General features: G+C 72.7%; 14 protein-coding genes. 6 read left to right on the top strand and 8 right to left on the bottom strand.

Annotation, left to right across the window (positions count from 1 at the left end):
* Window positions 1-56 precede the first annotated feature (56 nt).
* Entirely contained in the window at window positions 57-1097 is a 1041-nt protein-coding gene (locus ABZT18_RS09545; protein WP_354993928.1) for a phosphatase domain-containing protein, read from the bottom strand.
* Window positions 1098-1213: 116 nt separating this feature from the next.
* Here ABZT18_RS09545 and ABZT18_RS09540 point away from each other — a divergent pair, with 116 nt between their 5' ends.
* From ABZT18_RS09540 to ABZT18_RS09525, 4 genes are all read left to right on the top strand, one after another.
* The gene (locus ABZT18_RS09540) at window positions 1214-2839 is read left to right on the top strand and encodes a hypothetical protein (RefSeq protein WP_355250903.1); all 1626 of its coding nucleotides are present in this window, start codon (window positions 1214-1216) and stop codon (window positions 2837-2839) included.
* Window positions 2840-2902: 63 nt separating this feature from the next.
* Entirely contained in the window at window positions 2903-3700 is a 798-nt protein-coding gene (gene yaaA, locus ABZT18_RS09535; protein ID WP_354993930.1) for a peroxide stress protein YaaA, read from the top strand.
* A gap of 106 nt (window positions 3701-3806) precedes the next feature.
* A complete protein-coding gene (locus ABZT18_RS09530; RefSeq protein WP_354993931.1) occupies window positions 3807-4499 on the top strand; it encodes a hypothetical protein in 693 nt (230 codons plus the stop codon).
* A gap of 60 nt (window positions 4500-4559) precedes the next feature.
* Window positions 4560-5531: a TAXI family TRAP transporter solute-binding subunit gene (locus ABZT18_RS09525; protein WP_354993932.1), complete on the top strand. Its 972-nt coding sequence runs from the start codon at window positions 4560-4562 to the stop codon at window positions 5529-5531.
* A 10-nt stretch (window positions 5532-5541) separates the two neighbouring features.
* Here the strand turns inward: ABZT18_RS09525 and ABZT18_RS09520 are convergent, their stop codons facing one another.
* From ABZT18_RS09520 to ABZT18_RS09510, 3 genes are all read right to left on the bottom strand, one after another.
* Window positions 5542-6978 carry a HAMP domain-containing sensor histidine kinase gene (locus ABZT18_RS09520; RefSeq protein WP_354993933.1) on the bottom strand — a complete coding sequence of 479 codons (1437 nt, stop codon included), beginning with the start codon at window positions 6976-6978 and terminating at the stop codon, window positions 5542-5544.
* A 9-nt stretch (window positions 6979-6987) separates the two neighbouring features.
* The gene (locus ABZT18_RS09515; protein ID WP_354993934.1) at window positions 6988-7644 is read right to left on the bottom strand and encodes a response regulator transcription factor; all 657 of its coding nucleotides are present in this window, start codon (window positions 7642-7644) and stop codon (window positions 6988-6990) included.
* Between the two features lie 87 nt (window positions 7645-7731).
* On the bottom strand, window positions 7732-8043 hold the full coding sequence (locus ABZT18_RS09510; protein ID WP_088947217.1) for a hypothetical protein: 312 nt from the start codon (window positions 8041-8043) through the stop codon (window positions 7732-7734).
* 113 nt (window positions 8044-8156) lie between these two features.
* Here ABZT18_RS09510 and ABZT18_RS09505 point away from each other — a divergent pair, with 113 nt between their 5' ends.
* Together ABZT18_RS09505 and ABZT18_RS09500 are read left to right on the top strand one after the other, a co-directional pair.
* A complete protein-coding gene (locus tag ABZT18_RS09505) occupies window positions 8157-8495 on the top strand; it encodes a DUF952 domain-containing protein (protein WP_354993935.1) in 339 nt (112 codons plus the stop codon).
* A 162-nt stretch (window positions 8496-8657) separates the two neighbouring features.
* The gene (locus tag ABZT18_RS09500) at window positions 8658-9200 is read left to right on the top strand and encodes an acyltransferase (protein WP_354993936.1); all 543 of its coding nucleotides are present in this window, start codon (window positions 8658-8660) and stop codon (window positions 9198-9200) included.
* A gap of 52 nt (window positions 9201-9252) precedes the next feature.
* Here the strand turns inward: ABZT18_RS09500 and ABZT18_RS09495 are convergent, their stop codons facing one another.
* The 4 genes from ABZT18_RS09495 to ABZT18_RS09480 form a co-directional block, all read right to left on the bottom strand.
* Window positions 9253-10998: a CDP-glycerol glycerophosphotransferase family protein gene (locus ABZT18_RS09495; protein WP_354993937.1), complete on the bottom strand. Its 1746-nt coding sequence runs from the start codon at window positions 10996-10998 to the stop codon at window positions 9253-9255.
* A gap of 207 nt (window positions 10999-11205) precedes the next feature.
* Window positions 11206-12489 carry a nucleotide sugar dehydrogenase gene (locus ABZT18_RS09490; protein ID WP_354993938.1) on the bottom strand — a complete coding sequence of 428 codons (1284 nt, stop codon included), beginning with the start codon at window positions 12487-12489 and terminating at the stop codon, window positions 11206-11208.
* A 4-nt stretch (window positions 12490-12493) separates the two neighbouring features.
* A complete protein-coding gene (locus ABZT18_RS09485) occupies window positions 12494-14062 on the bottom strand; it encodes a glycosyltransferase (RefSeq protein WP_354993939.1) in 1569 nt (522 codons plus the stop codon).
* A complete protein-coding gene (locus tag ABZT18_RS09480; protein ID WP_354994062.1) occupies window positions 14059-15630 on the bottom strand; it encodes a glycosyltransferase family 4 protein in 1572 nt (523 codons plus the stop codon). Before ABZT18_RS09480 ends, ABZT18_RS09485 begins: the two co-directional genes overlap by 4 nt.
* Between the last annotated feature and the right edge of the window lie 208 nt (window positions 15631-15838).

Genomic DNA, 15838 nt, shown 5'->3' with positions numbered 1-15838 from the left:
ATTCTTCACGATTTTCCCGCAACGACCTCACATCGCCACCGGCAGATGTGAGGAGATCAGACCAGGCCGGCTTCGCGGAGCAACTGCCACAGGCCTGCGCCGTCCGGGGCCGACAACCACTTCTGACCCACCGGCCCTGACGACGGGCGACCGGCCGGGGCGGGCAGGCTACCGGCCAGCACGGACTGCGTCGGGGAGAGGCGGCGGATCGCCACCCCGGCGACGTTCTCCGGGTGGGCGGCGGCGAACTCCCGGTAGATCTCCTGGTCGTGCTGCCCGTCGTCGCCGACCAGCAGCCAGCGCACCTCCGGGAACTCCTTGGCCAGCCGTGCCAGGGTGACCCGCTTGTGCTCCATTCCGCTGCGGAACCAGCGGTCGGCGGTCGGGCCCCAGTCGGTGAGCAGCAACGGCCCGGCCGGGTAGAGGTGCCGGGACAGGAAGCGGGTCAGGGTGGGGGCCACGTTCCACGCGCCGGTGGAGAGGTAGAAGACCGGTGCGCCGGGGTGCGCGGTGACCAGCCGCTCGTAGAGCACCGCCATACCGGGAACGGCGTTGCGGGCGTGCTCGTCGAGCACGAACGTGTTCCACGCGGCGAGCAGCGGCCGGGGCAGCGCGGTCACCATCACCGTGTCGTCGATGTCGGAGAGGATGCCGAACTTGACCTCCGGGTCGAGGATGCGCACCGGCGCGTCGACCGGCTCGGCGTCCGGAACGCTGAGGCGGACCGTGCCCCACCCGGGCGCCAGGTCGGCCTCGACCAGCGTGTCGACGAAGCCGCTGCGGTCGGCCTGCGTCTCGTGCCGTACCCCGCCGGCCTCGATGGTCACGGTGACGTGCTTGTTGGGCAGGGTGGTGAAGCTGCGCCAGCCGCGGACCTTGTCCAGCCGACCCCGCTGGCGGGTGTCCGGTCGGCCCAGCAGCACCCGGCACATCACCCGCACCCAGCCGGGCGCGCCATAGCCGGTGTACGCGACGATGTTGACCCGCCAGCCGGTGCGCCGCAGCCGTCGCTGGACGAGCTGGTGCACGGCGTCCTCGATCCGCGCGGCCCGGTGCAGATTCGTAACGGCCAACTGGCCGGCGGGAGTGGGTGGCACCCGCCAACCCTGCCACACGTCGACAGCCACGGCCACGCGAGCCGGCCCCGGCTGAGCCGATCCACCCCGGCCACCCCACCAAACGTGAAACACTCCGTCGGGACGACGACGGGGGCGTGGTCGTGTCACATCCAGAGCAGCACCGTGGGCGATGGCGCCCGAGACTCGACCGGCCGGCGCTCGTCGCGCTGCTGTTCGGGCTCGCCGGCGTCGGGTATCGACTGGTCCTGACGCTGTACACGGTGCCGGTGTCGAACAGTGACGAGGCGACGTTCGGCCTCGCAGCGCTGCACATCGCGCAGGGCCGGGAACGCCCGGTCTTCCTCTACGGGCAGCACTACATGGGGATGCTGGAGTCGTACCTGGCCGCTCCCCTGGTGGCGGTGGCCGGGCCGAGCTGGCCGGTGCTGCGGCTGCCGATGCTCGCGTTGTACGCGGTCTTCCTCTATCTGATCTACCGGCTGACCCGCCGGCTCTGCACACCCTGGTTCGCCACCTTCGTCGTGGGCCTGCTCGCGCTCGGAGGCGAGCGGGTGGTGCGCGACCAACTCACCGTCGTCGGTGGCCGACCCGAGGTGAAGCCGGCGGTGCTGCTGATGCTGCTGATCACCGTGGGGCTGGCCGCCGGGACGATCCACCGCCGACGGCTCGCGTTCGCCCTGTTCGGCCTGCTCGTCGGGCTCGCCGCCTGGTCGGACTGGCTGATCCTGCCGTACCTGGCGGTGGCCGGGCTGACGCTGGTGTGGGCGGTGCGGCGAGAGCTGTTCGGCTGGTCCGGCCTGCTGCTGGTGGCGGGGGTCGTCGTCGGGGTGGCGCCGATGCTCTGGGACAACCTGCGAGCCCCGCCCGGTGCGGACTCGCTGTCGGTGTTCCGGGAGGTCAGCACCAAGGCCGGGCCAACCCCGCCCTGGTCCGACCGGATCCGCGGCGGCCTCCTGGAGGGGGTTCCGCTGGCGCACGGGCTCTGCCCGGTGGACGGCTGCGGACGCTGGCAACAGTGGTTCGGCTTGTTGTATCCGGTGCTGCTGGTGGCCGGCGCGGTGCTCGCGGTCCTCGCGTACCGCCGGGCCGCGGGAGCCCCGCGCGGCGAGCGGGTCGGGCCGGTGGTGCAGCTCGCGCTGGTCGTCGGCGCGGCGCTGACCCTGCTGTCGTACGTGCGCAGCCCGCTCGCCGCGACCAACCCACTGGAGAACGCCCGTTACCTGTCGGTGCTGCAACTGTCGCTGCCGGCGGTGCTCTGGCCGCTCTGGGTGGCAGCGGTGGCCTGCTGGCGGGGCACGGTCGGCGCACTCGGCCGGTTCACCGGGGCGCTGTCCACCGCCGTTCTGGCCGCACTGACCGCGACCACGCTGGTGATCACCGTGCTCTTCGCGGCCACCGGCACCGCCACGTCGCGGACCGAGGAGCGCCAGGCCCGGGAGTTGGCCGCCGCGCTGCGCACCAACGGCCCTCACGAGGTGTACGGGGACTACTGGACCTGCAACCGGTTGATCTTCAATACGGACGAGACGGTGGTCTGCGGGGTGCTCGACGGCGACCTGTCCCCCGGGCAGAACCGCTACCGGCCGTACTGGCGGCAGGTCGGGCAGGCCGAGCGACCGGGCTACGTGATGAAGGTCGACTCGCCGATGGATCGGCGGCTGCGGGCGCTGCTCGCCGACCGGGCCGACGCCGCGCCGGTGCAGGAGGTCGGCGGCTATCGCGTGTACCACCCCGACACCCCGCTGCGGCCCTGGCGATAGAGGCGGGTCGTACGCTGGCCGGGCCGGCGCGTGGGGCGCCGTCCCGCCCGTCGAGGAGACCCGATGCTCATCCTGCTGCCGCCCTCGGAGGGAAAGGCCGACGCCGGCACCGGACGGCGGTGGACCCCGGACAAGGTCTCGCTGCCAGAGCTGAACCCGGCCCGCGAGCGGGTGCTCGACGCGCTGGTGGCGCTGAGCGCCGGGCCGGACGAGGCGGCGGCGCGGGCCGCGCTCGGGCTCAGCGAGGGCCAGCGGGGCGACCTGCGCCGCAACGCCCGGCTGCGGGAGGCGGCCACCGCGCCGGCCGAGCGGCTCTACACCGGGGTGCTCTACGAGGCGCTGGAGTTGACCTCGTTGCCGACTGCGGCGCAGCGGGCGGCCCGACGGTCGATCCTGATCAGCTCCGGGCTGTGGGGCGCGGTCCGACTGGCCGACCGGATCCCCCCGTACCGCTGCCCGATCGGCGCTCGCCTGCCGGGCGTCGGGGCGCTGTCGGCGTACTGGCGCAAGGAGTTGGCGCCGGCGTTGGACGCCGCCGCCGGCAAGGGCCCGGTGCTGGACCTGCGCTCCGGCGCGTACGCGGCCACCTGGACGCCGCGCGGGGAGCTGGCCGACCGGACCGTCACCGTGCGGGTGCTGCACGAGCGCGAGGTCGACGGCGTGCCGGTGCGTTCGGTGGTCAGCCACTTCAACAAGGCGACCAAGGGGCGGCTGGTCCGTGACCTGCTCGTCGCCGGGGCCCGGCCGCGCACCGCCGCGGAAATGGTCGGCACGCTGCGGGAGTTGAAGTACACCGTCGTCGAGCAGGCAACCGCACCCGGCCGGGTGCGGCAGGTGGATCTGGTGGTCAGCGACCTGTAGCGGCGGGGCAGCCGCAAGATTTGCTCAAGGCTGGGCGCGACCAGTTCCGTAACGGCGACGCAGGGGCCACGGTAGGGGAACCCAGACTCCGACAAGGGAGCCTCCGTTGGCCCGCGAACCCGCCCTGCTCGACCGGCCCCGCTCCCCGGCATCGCCACCCCCGCTGGACTGGCTGACGCTGGGCGACGCGTTCGAGGCCGCCTGCCTGCTGCGCTGCACGCCGCCGCCGACCGCCGCCCGGCCGAGCGTGGCGCTCCCGGCGCGCTCGCCGGGGGTGGAGTTCAACCGGCAGGACGCCGCGCAGCGGATGCGGCAGTTGCTCGCCCGGCTGGACATCCCGGTCACCCACGAGGTGGCCGTCGGCGGCCTGCGCCGCCGCTACGAGTTGCACCGGCTCTGGGTGCCCCAGGAGCACCAGGGCGCGTACACCCGGGTGTTGAACGCCGGTTGGTGGCAGGGGCGGCGTGAGCTGCTCGGCGGGCCGCTGCCCGGCGCCTCGCCGGCGCGCCGGCGGATGGTGACCCGGCTGGCAGCGGCGGCCTGGCGGTCGGCGCTGCTGGCCGCCGGGCGGCACGTCCGCCGGCACATCCTCGGCGTACGACTCACCGACCGGGAGCTGGCCGCGGTGCTGATTCGGGGCGCGGCGGTGCTCGACGTGCCGGCCGGGCTCCGCCCGGGCACCGGCTGCTTCCTGGTCAGCGTGGCCGACGGCCCGGACCGGCAGCGGATCCTCAGCAGCGCTGCCCTGGAGCCGGCGCGCGGCGTGGTCGTGACGCCGACACGTCGTCCGGCCTGCTGATCGGTGATCAGGTCGCGCACCACCGGAAGGGGCTTGCGCGCGCCGGTCCGACGGCGCACAGTGCACCGCGTGAGTCGTACCTCGTCCAGCCGGCCTGGCCGCCACCACGCGGGGACGGCTGCCCTGTTGACGGTGCTGCTGACCACGATCCTGACCGCCGCCGGCTGCCGGGACGCCCCGATCGAGCCGACGTCGATCCGGATCGCCACCGGCAGCCCCACCGCCGTCTACTACGCGTTCGGGCAGTCCCTGGCGGCCATCCTCAACCGGGAAATGCCCAAGGTGCGGGCCAGCGTGGTGATCACCGCAGCGTCGGCGCAGAACGTTCAGCTGGTCGGCTCCGGCGGGGCCGAGCTGGGCTTCACCCAGGCCGACGTGCTGCCCGCCACCACGGCGGAGAGCCCCTCGGTCGACGCGATCGCCCGGGTGTACGACGACCAACTGCACCTGGTCACCACGGGCGGCGGTCCGGTCCGCACGGTCGCCGACCTGCGCGGTCGCCGAGTCTCCGTCGGCGCACCCGGATCGGGCACCGAGATCACCGCGACCCGGCTGCTGGAGGTGGCCCAACTCGGCGGTGACGAGGTGCACCGCGAGCGGCTCGGACTGGACGTCTCGGTGGCGGCGCTCCGTTCCGGGCGGATCGACGCGTTCTTCTTCTCCGGCGGGTTGCCGGTGCGGGGCATCGAGGAGCTGGCCGGGCGCAGCGCCACCCGGATCGTGGACCTCAGCGAATGGACGGAGCCGCTGCGCTCCCGCTACGGCCAGGTCTACGTCTCCCGGGACATCCCCCGCTCGGTGTACGGGGTGGACGCGATGACCACGGTGGCCAACCCGAACTACCTGATCGTCCGGGCCAACCTGCCCGAGCCGCTGGTCCGGGAGGTGACCCGGCTGCTGATGGAACGCCGGGCCGAGCTGGCCGCCGCGCATCCCGCGGCGGGGCGGATGAGCCCGCGCTCGGCGATCGTCACCGCGCCGCTGTCGCTGCACCCCGGGGCCGCCGCCTGGTACCGCGCGGCCAAACCCTGACGGCCCGCCTTCACCCCGTCGGGGTGGGCCGCAGGTCGGCGGCCAATTCCTCGTCCGAGGGCTCCACTGACAGGTCGGCCTCAGGCGCCGGGAACCACAGGACGGCGACCAGCCCGCCGGACTCCCCCCGGCGCATGGTGAGCCGCCCGTCGGACGCGTCCACCAGCACCGCGGCGATGGTCAGGCCGAGACCCGCGCCGTCCACGTTCTGCACGTCCGGCGCCCGCCAGAACCGCTCGGTCGCCTGGCCGAGTTGACTCTCGGTCATGCCCGGACCGGAGTCTCGCACCTCCAGGGCCACCCCGTTGTCACGTCGGACCACGGTCACCGTCACCACCCCACCGGCCCCGCTGAACTTCACCGCGTTGTCGATCAGCGCGTCCAGCGCCTGGTCGACGGCGGTCGGCACAGTCTGGGCATACGCCGGGGCGTCGGTCGTGGCCAGCCGCAAGGCGATCGAGCGGTGCCGGGCCAGCGGCGCCCACGCGGCCACCCGGGACGCGGCCACCGCCGACGCGTCCACGGTGATCCGCTCGTTCTCCTCCCGTTCGGCCCGGGCGAGGGTCAGCAGCGCGTCGAGCACCAACGCCAGCCGGTCGGTCTCCTCCAGCGCCAGCCGGTGCTCGGCTCGGCCGTCCGGGTCACTGAGGCTGGGGCCCAGTTCCTCCACCCGCAGGCGCAGCGCGGTGAGCGGGTTGCGCAGTTGATGGCTGGCGTGCGCGACGAAGGCACGCTGCCGATCCATCACGTCGGAGACCACGTCGGCCATGTGGTTGAAGCTGGCCGCGAGCCGGCGTAGCTCCGGCGGGCCCAGGCGGTGCTGCACCCGGGCACCCCGGTCGCCCTCGGCGATCTCGTGGGTGACCGCGTCCAGTTCGGTGACCGGGCGCAGCACCCAACCGGCCAACCCGAACGCGGTGAGCACGCAGGCCAGCACGGCGAGCAGACCAGCCAGCGCGAGCAGCAGCCACCAGAAGACGACCGCCCGGCGGATCGGGCCGGAAGGGGTCACGATCACCACCGCGCCCAGCACCTCACCACCGTCGTTGATCGGCACCGCCACCACCACCGGGCCCGTCGTCCAGGGCCAGACCGACTCGGGGGCGCTGGTCTGCTGCCCGGACAGCGCGATGTCCAGCACCGCCGCGGTCCCCGGGCCTGGCTGCCAACTCGGCGAGGAGACCGAGGTGCTCCGGTCCCGGTCGACGACCGCCGCGCCGATCGCGTACAGGTTGTCGTAGCTGGTCAGCTCCGACTCGATCGCGCCCGGCCCGCCGTCACGTAACGCCGGCCCGGCCAACGAGGCGAACCGGGTGGCGTCGGCGAGCCGGTCGGCGCGGATCCGTTCAGTTTCACTGCTGGCCATGGTGGCGGCCAGCGGGGTCTCCAACGCGATGAGGACGAGCACCATCAGCAGCAGGTAGCTGATCACCAGTCGACGGCGCACGTCAGCCCCTCACGCGTCGCGCAGCCGGTAGCCGACGCCGCGTACGGTCTCCACCAGGCGGGCGTCGCCGAGTTTGCCGCGTAGGGAACCGACGTGCACCTCGACCGTGTGCCGGTCGGCCCAGGTGGTGCCCCAGGCGTCGAGCAGGATGCGATCGCGGGGCACCGCCACCCCGGGCTGGCGGGCCAGCGAGAGCAGTACGTCGAACTCCTTGCGGGTCAACGTGACCGCGCGGCCGTCCACGGTCACCGCCCGCGCGGCCACGTCGATGCGTACCGACCCGGCCTCGATGAAGTGCCGCTCCGGGAGGGCGTTCGCGGCCCGGCGCAGCACCGCCTCGATCCGGGCCTGCAACTCCACCATCGAGAACGGCTTGACGACGTAGTCGTCCGCGCCGAGGCGCAGGCCCAGCACCCGATCGCGTTCCTCGCCCCGCGCGGTCACCGCGATGATGCCGAGCTGGCTGCTGCGGCGACGCAGCTCCCGACACAGGTCGGTGCCGTCCCCGTCAGGCAGGGTCAGATCGAGCAGCACCAGGTCGCACGGGGCGGCGGAGAGCGCGGCGGCGACGGTGCCCGCGTGCTCGACCTCGTACCCACGGCGGGTGAGGGCGGAGGAGAGCGCGGCGGCCACCCGGCGGTCGTCCTCCACCAGCAGGATCCGCACCCAGGCCCCCGTCCGTCGCAGCGTTGTTCTGCGAATGGTGGCAGAAGCCTGCGGCCGGCGCGCGGTCCGCCTACCTCGACGGGTCGACTAGAGGCCGAAGACGTCGTCGGCGGTGGCGTCCCGGACCCCGTCGGTGAAGCCGCGGAAACCCGGGTCCTCGTGGCTGGCCGGCACGCTGGTGACGTTGACTCCGCTGGCCTGGGTGACCGCGTCGACCAGGGGCGGATAGTCGATCTCGGCGTCCTGGAAGGCGTCATCGTCCGCCTCGGCCAGGTTGATCACGTGCTGTACGTCGTCGGACGGAGTGTCCGGGTCCTCGGCCCACTCGCCGCCGGCCCGGTAACACTCGTCGTACAGCGCGCGCTGGCTGTCGGTCCAGTCGTCGTCGTAGCTCTGCATCGCCCATCCCTCCGCGGCCCTTGACCTGAGCATGCCCGGCGGGGGGCGACGGGCGCGGCGGTACCGGCGAAAACCGGGCGAGCACCCCGGGCGTGCCCCCGTAGGCTGCCGCTGTGATCTACAAACTGCTGCCGACCACGGAATGGGACGACGCCCTCGCCGCCGGCGCCTTCACCGGCTCCGCCGTGGACCGGCAGGACGGCTTCATCCACCTCTCCGGCCGCGACCAGGTGGTGGAGACGGCGCGCCGGCACTTCACCGGGGCGACCGGGTTGACCCTGCTGAGCGTGGCGGAAGAGCGGCTGGGCGACGCGCTGCGCTGGGAGCCGTCGCGCGGCGGACAACTCTTCCCGCACGTGTACGGCCCGCTGGCAGTCGCGGCGGTGGTGGCGGCGCAGGCGTTGCCGGCGGACACCCCGGCCGCCGAGGCGGTGGCGGCGCTGCTCGGCTGAGCGGTCGATATGCTACGCCGAGTCCCGCGCCCCGACGACACGCTCCGTGCCCGGGGCAGCGTGGCAGCCCCGATCCGCGCGACCGGTGCCCGGTCTCCGGCCCGAGCCGGCGCGGGTCACCGACGGCGCCCGGCGCGCCCTGCGACACATGCGAGTTGAAGGATGACTGACAGCACCTCACCGGCCCCCTCGGTCTTCGTCCACCCCACCGCCGACGTCGAGGACGGCGCCCAGGTCGGCGACGGCACCAAGGTCTGGCACCTGGCCCACATCCGATCGTCGGCCCAGGTGGGCGCGGGCTGCGTGATCGGGCGCAACGTGTACGTCGACGCCACCGTGACGGTCGGCGACCGCGTGAAGATCCAGAACAACGTCTCCGTCTACCAGGGTGTGACCCTGGAGGACGAGGTCTTCGTCGGCCCGTGCGCGGTCTTCACCAACGACTTCCGGCCGCGGGCGCAGAATCCGGACTGGACGATCACGCCGACCCTGGTCCGGCGAGGCGCCTCCATCGGCGCGAACGCGACCCTGGTCTGCGGCATCGAGGTCGGCGAGTACGCGATGATCGCCGCTGGTTCGGTCGTCACCCGGGACGTGGCGCCGTACCAGCTGGTGGCCGGCAACCCGGCCCGGCCGAAAGGCTGGGTCGACGAGAAGGGCGAGGTCGTCTCCCGGGACGTGGCGAACCCGCCGCGTCGGAATTGACCGTTACCGGTTGCCGGTGAGCGGAGCGCCCCTCACCGGCAACCGGCGCAGTTCAGGCGCAGAGACGCTCGATCTCCGCGCGGAAACGATCCATCGGGTTCGGCTCGTCCGGGCCGAGCAGGTACTCCTTCAGTTCACGCCGAGCCTCGGTCATCGGGTCGTCGCCGGCCCGGGTGAGGTCGAGAATCTTCCCCAGCTCACCGCAGTCGGCGGAGAGCAGGTACGCCGCCCGTGACGTGGGGTACGCGCGGCGGAACTCGTCCTCCGGCAGGCCGGCCGGATTGGCCACCACGTACGGCCGCTGGCTCTGCACGAAGTCGGAGACCACACTGGACACGTCGCTGATCAGCAGGTCGGTGACGTTGAAGCAGTCGAACAGGGCCGGCACCCGGCCGGTGACGACCACATGGGCGTCGCCGTCCAGCGAGGTCACGTCCACCTTGCCGCCCGCAGCCCGGATCAGGCTGACGATCCGGTCGTTGGCCGCCCGAGCCTTGTGCCAGCGGGTGCCGGTCAGCGGGTGCGGCTTGTAGATCAGGCGCACGTTCGCGGCGAGCACGCCCGACACGATCCGCTCCCCCATCGACACCAGCGAGGTGTGGTGCGGGTCGTCGTCCAGCCACCCCTCCCAGGTGGGGGCGTACAGCACCGTGAACCGACGGTCGGTCGCGCCGGAGCCGAAGGTCCGCACCCCGGACAACTGCGGCCGGCCGACCTCGACGATGTCCCGGTCGAGCACGCCCACCCCGGCCTGCGCGTACCGCTCCCGACCGGCTCGACCGGCCACCCACACCTCGTCGTACACCTTGCTGAAGGGGTTGACGCTGGCCTGCTTGTCGCTGTCGCCGTGCCCGATGAAGACGTGCCGGACGCCCGGCTCGCGGATCATGTGGATGTTGGCGCCCACGTTCGCCGCGTAGAGCGCCACCCGGACGGGGCTGAAATCGAGGTTCATGAAGTCGACCCCGGCCGGTACGCAGATCACCGGCAGCCGGGTGTCCGCCAGCGCCTCGAAGGCGTCCTCGGCGCGCAGCAGCACGACCGCGCGGCGGCCCGCCGCCTCCACCGGGGCGAGCCACATGTTGGCCTGGTAGACGTCCTTGCCGGGGCCGGCGAAGTAGAGCGCCACCTCCGGACGCTCCCGGGCCAGCCAGTCGTGCACGGCGGGCAGCACCCCGGGGCTACGGCCACGCCCACGCAGCAGGGTGAAAGTCAGCACGGCCGCCGCGACGAGCCCGATGGCCAGGGTGACCAGACCGGTCACCAGCACGGGCGTGATCCGGTCGACCAGCGCGGCCACCACGGCCGCCGGCGGCAGCAGGAAGTTGAGCACCGGCATCCGCAGGCCCGAGACGCGTTCGGCCCAGGCCGGCGGTACCGGTGCCCTACGTACCGCGCCGAGGTCGATGTTGCGAGTGAACGCCGGCGTCGCGGCGCGGCCCTCGACGACCCGGTTCAACGCGGTCGTTCCGACGGCGACGGCCCAGAGCGCGGCCGGCAGCAGCATGATCCCGATCGTGGCGGCCACCCCGGGGCGGACGGTGCTGACGATCAGCAGGACCACCGAGAGGTCGCGGACGAGCCACCGCCAGACCGGCTCGATACCGGCCTTCTCCAGCAGCACGGCTGTGGCGGCGAACCGGTTGGCGAGGGCGAACTCACCCGCTGTCGCGACCAACGCGGCGACCACGAACGGAATCGCCCAGCCCAGGACGCCGGCCAGAACCATGATCCCGTAGCTCAGCAGGGTCACGCCGGCGACGGCGACACCCTGTTGGCTCCGTATTCTGCTGAACAACGACACGCTCCCTGTCTGCTCACCGGTGTTGACGGCGTTCGATATCGGCCGCCGCAGCCCTAAACGGGGCAAGTAACACAAGTATTGCCGGGGTGTCTCGTGGGTGAACGGGCGGGAGGGGCGACTCACCGGCGGTGTGCGTCGGGTGGCGCACCGCAACGGGCCCCGGCCGTGGAACGGCCGGGGCCCGGAGCGGACGGGTGGGGATCAGCCGCCGATGACCACCCGGCGGACGCCGGCCCAGCGGGCCGGGTCGGTGACCCGCCGACCGTCCACCAGAACGGTCACGCCCGGCAGGTCGGCCGGGACGAGGCTGCGGTACTCCGCGTGGTCGGCCTGGATGACCGCAGCGCCGAGCGGCTCACCGTCGTACGCCGGCAGGCCGTGCGCCACCAGCTCCTCGCTGGTGTACATCGGGTCGGAGACGTACGGCTTGGCGCCCCGCTGACGCAGCGCCTCGACGGTGGGGAAGACGCCGGAGAAGGCGGTCTCCTTGACTCCACCCCGGTAGGCCGCCCCCAGCACCAGCACGCCCACGTCGGTCAGGTCCCCGTACGCGGCGGCGAGCAGGTCGACCGCGTACTCCGGCATGGCTGCGTTGGCCTCCCGGGCCGAGCGGACGACGGTGGCGGCCGGATCGTTCCAGAGGTACATCCGCGGGTAGATCGGGATGCAGTGGCCACCGACGGCGATGCCCGGCGAGTGGATGTGGCTGTACGGCTGGGTGTTGCACGCCTCGATGACCTTGGTGACGTCGACGCCGACCGTGTCGGCGAAGCGGGCGAACTGGTTCGCCAGGCCGATGTTGACGTCCCGGTAGGTCGTCTCGGCCAGCTTGGCCAGCTCAGACGCCTCGGCCGAGCCCAGGTCCCACACCCCGTTCGGGCGCTCCAGGTCGGGGCGCTCGTCGAAATCGAGGACCGCCTCGTAGAAGCGCACGCCGTGCGCGGCGGACGCCTCGTCGACGCCACCGACCAGCTTCGGGTAGCGGCGCAGGTCGGCGAAGACCCGCCCGGTGAGCACCCGCTCCGGGCTGAAGACCAGGTGGAAGTCCCTGCCGGCGGTGAGGCCGGAGCCCTCCTGGAGCATCGGCGCCCAGCGGCTGCGGGTGGTGCCGACCGGCAGGGTGGTCTCGTAGCTCACCAGGGTGCCGGGCTTCAGGCCGCGGGCGATGGCCCGGGTGGCGTCGTCCATCCAGCCGAAGTCCGGTACCCCGTCGGCGTCCACGAAGAGCGGCACCACCACGACGACGGCCTCGGAGTCGGCGACCGCGGCGGCGGTGTCGGTGGTGGCCGACAGCAACCCGGCCGCCACCACCTCCTTCAGCTTCACGTCCAGGTCGGCCTCGCCGGGGAACGGCACGGCACCATCGTTGACGAGCTGGACGACCCGCTCGGAAACGTCGGCACCGATCACCCGGTGCCCCTTCGAGGCGAACTGCACGGCGAGCGGAAGGCCGATCTTTCCGAGCGCGACGACGCAGATGTTCATGAAACTACTTTCCTCCAGAGGGCCAGATTCGGCGCAGGCGGGCAAGGAACCGACCGGCATCCACCGGCGTGATCGCGACGATCACCTGGCCCTTGTGGTTCGTGGTGGGCGTGACGAGGTGCAACCGGACGCCGTGGCGGGTGAGCAGGCGGGGCGCGCCGACCCGGCGGTCGGTCCGCAACGGCGCGGAACCGGCCCCGGCCGGGGTGCTCACCTCGGCCCGTACCGTCTCCCGTCCGCCGTTGGGCAGCACGGCCGCGAGCAGCCGGTCCACCGCGAAGACCGTCCGTACGACGGTACCGGGCTCACCGGTGGTGACGGATGTCACGCCGGCCACCTTCCCGGCACTGACCCGGAGCGCCTCGGCGGGCAGGTCGGCCAGCTCCGCCCAGCGGCTCTGCGCGGTGACCACCAGGGACCGGGCGCCGGCGGCGTCCCGTCCCCAGGCCAGCCGGGTCGCGGTGAGCGTCGCCAGCACCTCCGCGGAGCCGTCGGTCACGTCGTACCACTCGTCCGGGTAGCCGAGCGACGGGTCACGGAAGCCGACATAGTGGGCATACCAGCGGCCATCGTCGACGCTGATCTCGGGTGGCGTCCGCCCGGCCTGCTGCCGGATCAGCTCACACAGCCGCTCCAGTTCGGCGTCGCGGGCGACGACCAGCCGCAGCCGCAGGTCGGGGGCCAACCGGGCCAGGATGTCGTCGGTGAGGTACGCCTCGACCAACTTGCGGATCCGGTCGTGGACGCGCTCCTGGACGTCAGCGGCGAGGTCGAGCAGCTCGCTCTTGAGGAGCTTCGCCACCTCCCAGCTGAAGTGACGCAGCAGGACCGCGTCCCGCCGCGGCCCGGGCTCGAGCAGACCGGCGACGAAGCCAACCAATTCCTCGGCGCAGCGCAGCCGCTCCTCGAAGCGGCTGGCGTAGGTGATGTTCTGCGCGTTGTGCCGCTTGACCGCGTAGTAGTACTCGTAGTCGGCGAGGACGGAGACCTTGTTCGCGCGGACGCAGGCCTCCAGTGTGAACGGCTGGTCGCTGCCCATCGGCATATCGGTACGGAAGCGCAGCCCGTGCCGTTCGATCAGGTCCCGCCGGAACAGCTTGGTGTTCGACAGCGACCAGGGCAGCGCACTGTCGACGAGATCGACCTGCTCCCGGGTCTCGGCGTAGACGGCCTGGTGCACGTAGCGCTTGTTGGTGCCGACCATCCGCCCGAGCACCACGTCGGAGCCCCACCGGTCGGCGGCGTCCACCAGGCGTTCCAGGGCCTCCGGGCCGAGATGATCGTCTGAGCCGATGAAGAAGACGTACCGCCCGCGGGCGTGGTCCAGGGCGCGGTTGCTCGGCACCGCCGGGCCGCCGGAGTTGGCCTGGCGCAGCACCCGGACCGTATCCGGGTACCGCTTCGCGTAGCGGTCCAGCTCGGCGCCGCTGCGGTCGGTGGAGCCGTCGTCGACCGCGACGACTTCGAGCCGGTCCAGCCCGATGGTCTGCCCGACCAGCGAATCCAGGCAGGTGGTCAGGTACGGCATGGTGTTGTAGACGGCAATCACCACCGTCACGTCGGGTTGACTCACGCCCCCACCTCCGCCACTGCCTGCTCGGCGCCGGTGGAGGTGTTGCGGGCGGACATCGGGCGCGGCGGTGCGGCGGGCAGCAGCCGGGAGTAGACGCCGTCCAGCATCTCCGCCTGCGCCTCCCAGGTCCAGCCGGCCAGCAACCCGGGCCGGTCGTACGCCGCGCGGTAGCGCTGCGGGTCGGCGAGCACCGCGGTGACCGCCCGGACGAAGTCGGCAACGTCCTCGGCCTCGAACACCTCACCCTGCCCGGTCTCGCGGACAGTCTCCGCCATCGTCCGCACATCGGAGACGACCAGCGGCAGCCGGGCGTGTGAATACTCGAAGAACTTCGTGATCAGGGCGATCTCGTGATTCGGCCAGTGCTGGATCGGGATCACCCCGACCTGCGCGCCCGACAGGAACGGCACCACCTGGTGATGCGGCACGTACGGCAGCACGTGCACCCGCCCTGCCACCCCGAGCTCCTCGGCGCGGCGGACGAGGCCCTTGACGTACGCCGACTGGGGCTTGTTGGTCACGAAGGCGACGTGCGCCTCGGGCAGCCGCGGCAGCGCCTCGACCATCACCCCGAGCCCGCGCTTGGCCGCGGCCACCCCGCTGTAGACCAGCAGCGGCGTGGCCGGGCCGATCCCGCAGAGCGCCCGGATGTCCGGTACCGGCTCGGCGGAGCCGCCCGCCGGCTGCGTTTCCAGCGTCGGCGCGTTGAGCACCACCGCGGGGCGCTCCGCCAGCCCGTGTTCGCGTTGCAACAGATCGGCCAGCCCGGCGGAGACGGTCATCGCGGCGTCCGCGTACGGCACGTATTCCCGCTCGTGCGCGACGTTCCCCGGCAGCCACCGGGCGTTGTCGCGCCACGGCTGCACGCCGGGCAGGTATTCGTGGGCGTCCCACACCAGTGCAATCCGCCGGCCCTTGGTGGCAGCACGGATCTTGGCGCGGGCCCCGACGCCGATCATGCGGAAGTCATTGGCGTGGATGAGGTCCGGTGCCAGCTCGTCGACCACCGGGCCGTAGGCCAGCTCGTAGTCCCACAGGCCCGGCTCGAGGCGGCGCCACGCGCCGCCGCCGCGCAGCCGCTGCCAGAACAGGGTGTACGCCCGGTCCCAGGGGCTGGTCAGCTTGCGGCCACGACGGGCCCGGCTCAGCTCCCGGTTGCGCAGCGACACCCAGAGACGGACCAGGCCGGAGAACTTCTCCTCGACCCGCAGCGTCGGCCAGGCCAGCGACGGGACGCGACCGCCGTCGCGGACCGCCAGCGTCAAGGCGGCGCGGCGGACCTGCAGGTCGGCGCGCCAGGCCTTCACGGCCTGCGCGCGATGGGCGCCGATCCCGCTCGGCGGGTAGGCCAGCGGCGCACGCAGCAGTGCGCGTCGAAATTCGTGTCGGCGCTTGGCCAGCGGCTCGGGCATCGGGATCAGCCGAACCTCGGCGGCACCGAGGCGCCAGCTCCGCGGCTGACCGACCGGCGCCCGCCCGAGCAGGACGACCTCCCAACCGGCCTCGGCCGCCGAGCGCGCCGCCTTCTGCACCCGGGAGTCCCCATCGACCCCGTTGTCCACCAGCATGACCACCCGCCCACGGGTGCCCGCCGCGGTTGTGCCGTCAGATCCCATTCCTGCTCGTTTCCGTGTCAGCCAGCACCGCGCCCGCGGGACCCGAGCGAGTCTACGACAAGTCAGGCGTCGGACCCGCCCCGCGCGGCGTTCGGTGTCCCCGCCGAGCCGAGGCGGTTGCTAACCTGCATCCTGGTCGACGACCGGTGACCGCCGTGCC

It is taken from the genome of Micromonospora sp. NPDC005291 (assembly GCF_040607415.1).
Taxonomy (GTDB): domain Bacteria; phylum Actinomycetota; class Actinomycetes; order Mycobacteriales; family Micromonosporaceae; genus Micromonospora.
This window is presented reverse-complemented; position numbering and strand designations above follow the sequence as displayed.

What these genes read in the sequence shown, in the direction of transcription:
- ABZT18_RS09500 (WP_354993936.1), top strand. Translation starts at nt 8,658, where the DNA reads ATGACTGACAGCACCTCACCGGCCCCCTCGGTCTTCGTCCACCCCACC.
- ABZT18_RS09490 (WP_354993938.1), bottom strand. Translation starts at nt 12,489, where the DNA reads ATGAACATCTGCGTCGTCGCGCTCGGAAAGATCGGCCTTCCGCTCGCC.
- yaaA (WP_354993930.1), top strand. Translation starts at nt 2,903, where the DNA reads ATGCTCATCCTGCTGCCGCCCTCGGAGGGAAAGGCCGACGCCGGCACC.
- ABZT18_RS09480 (WP_354994062.1), bottom strand. Translation starts at nt 15,630, where the DNA reads ATGCTGGTGGACAACGGGGTCGATGGGGACTCCCGGGTGCAGAAGGCG.
- ABZT18_RS09510 (WP_088947217.1), bottom strand. Translation starts at nt 8,043, where the DNA reads ATGCAGAGCTACGACGACGACTGGACCGACAGCCAGCGCGCGCTGTAC.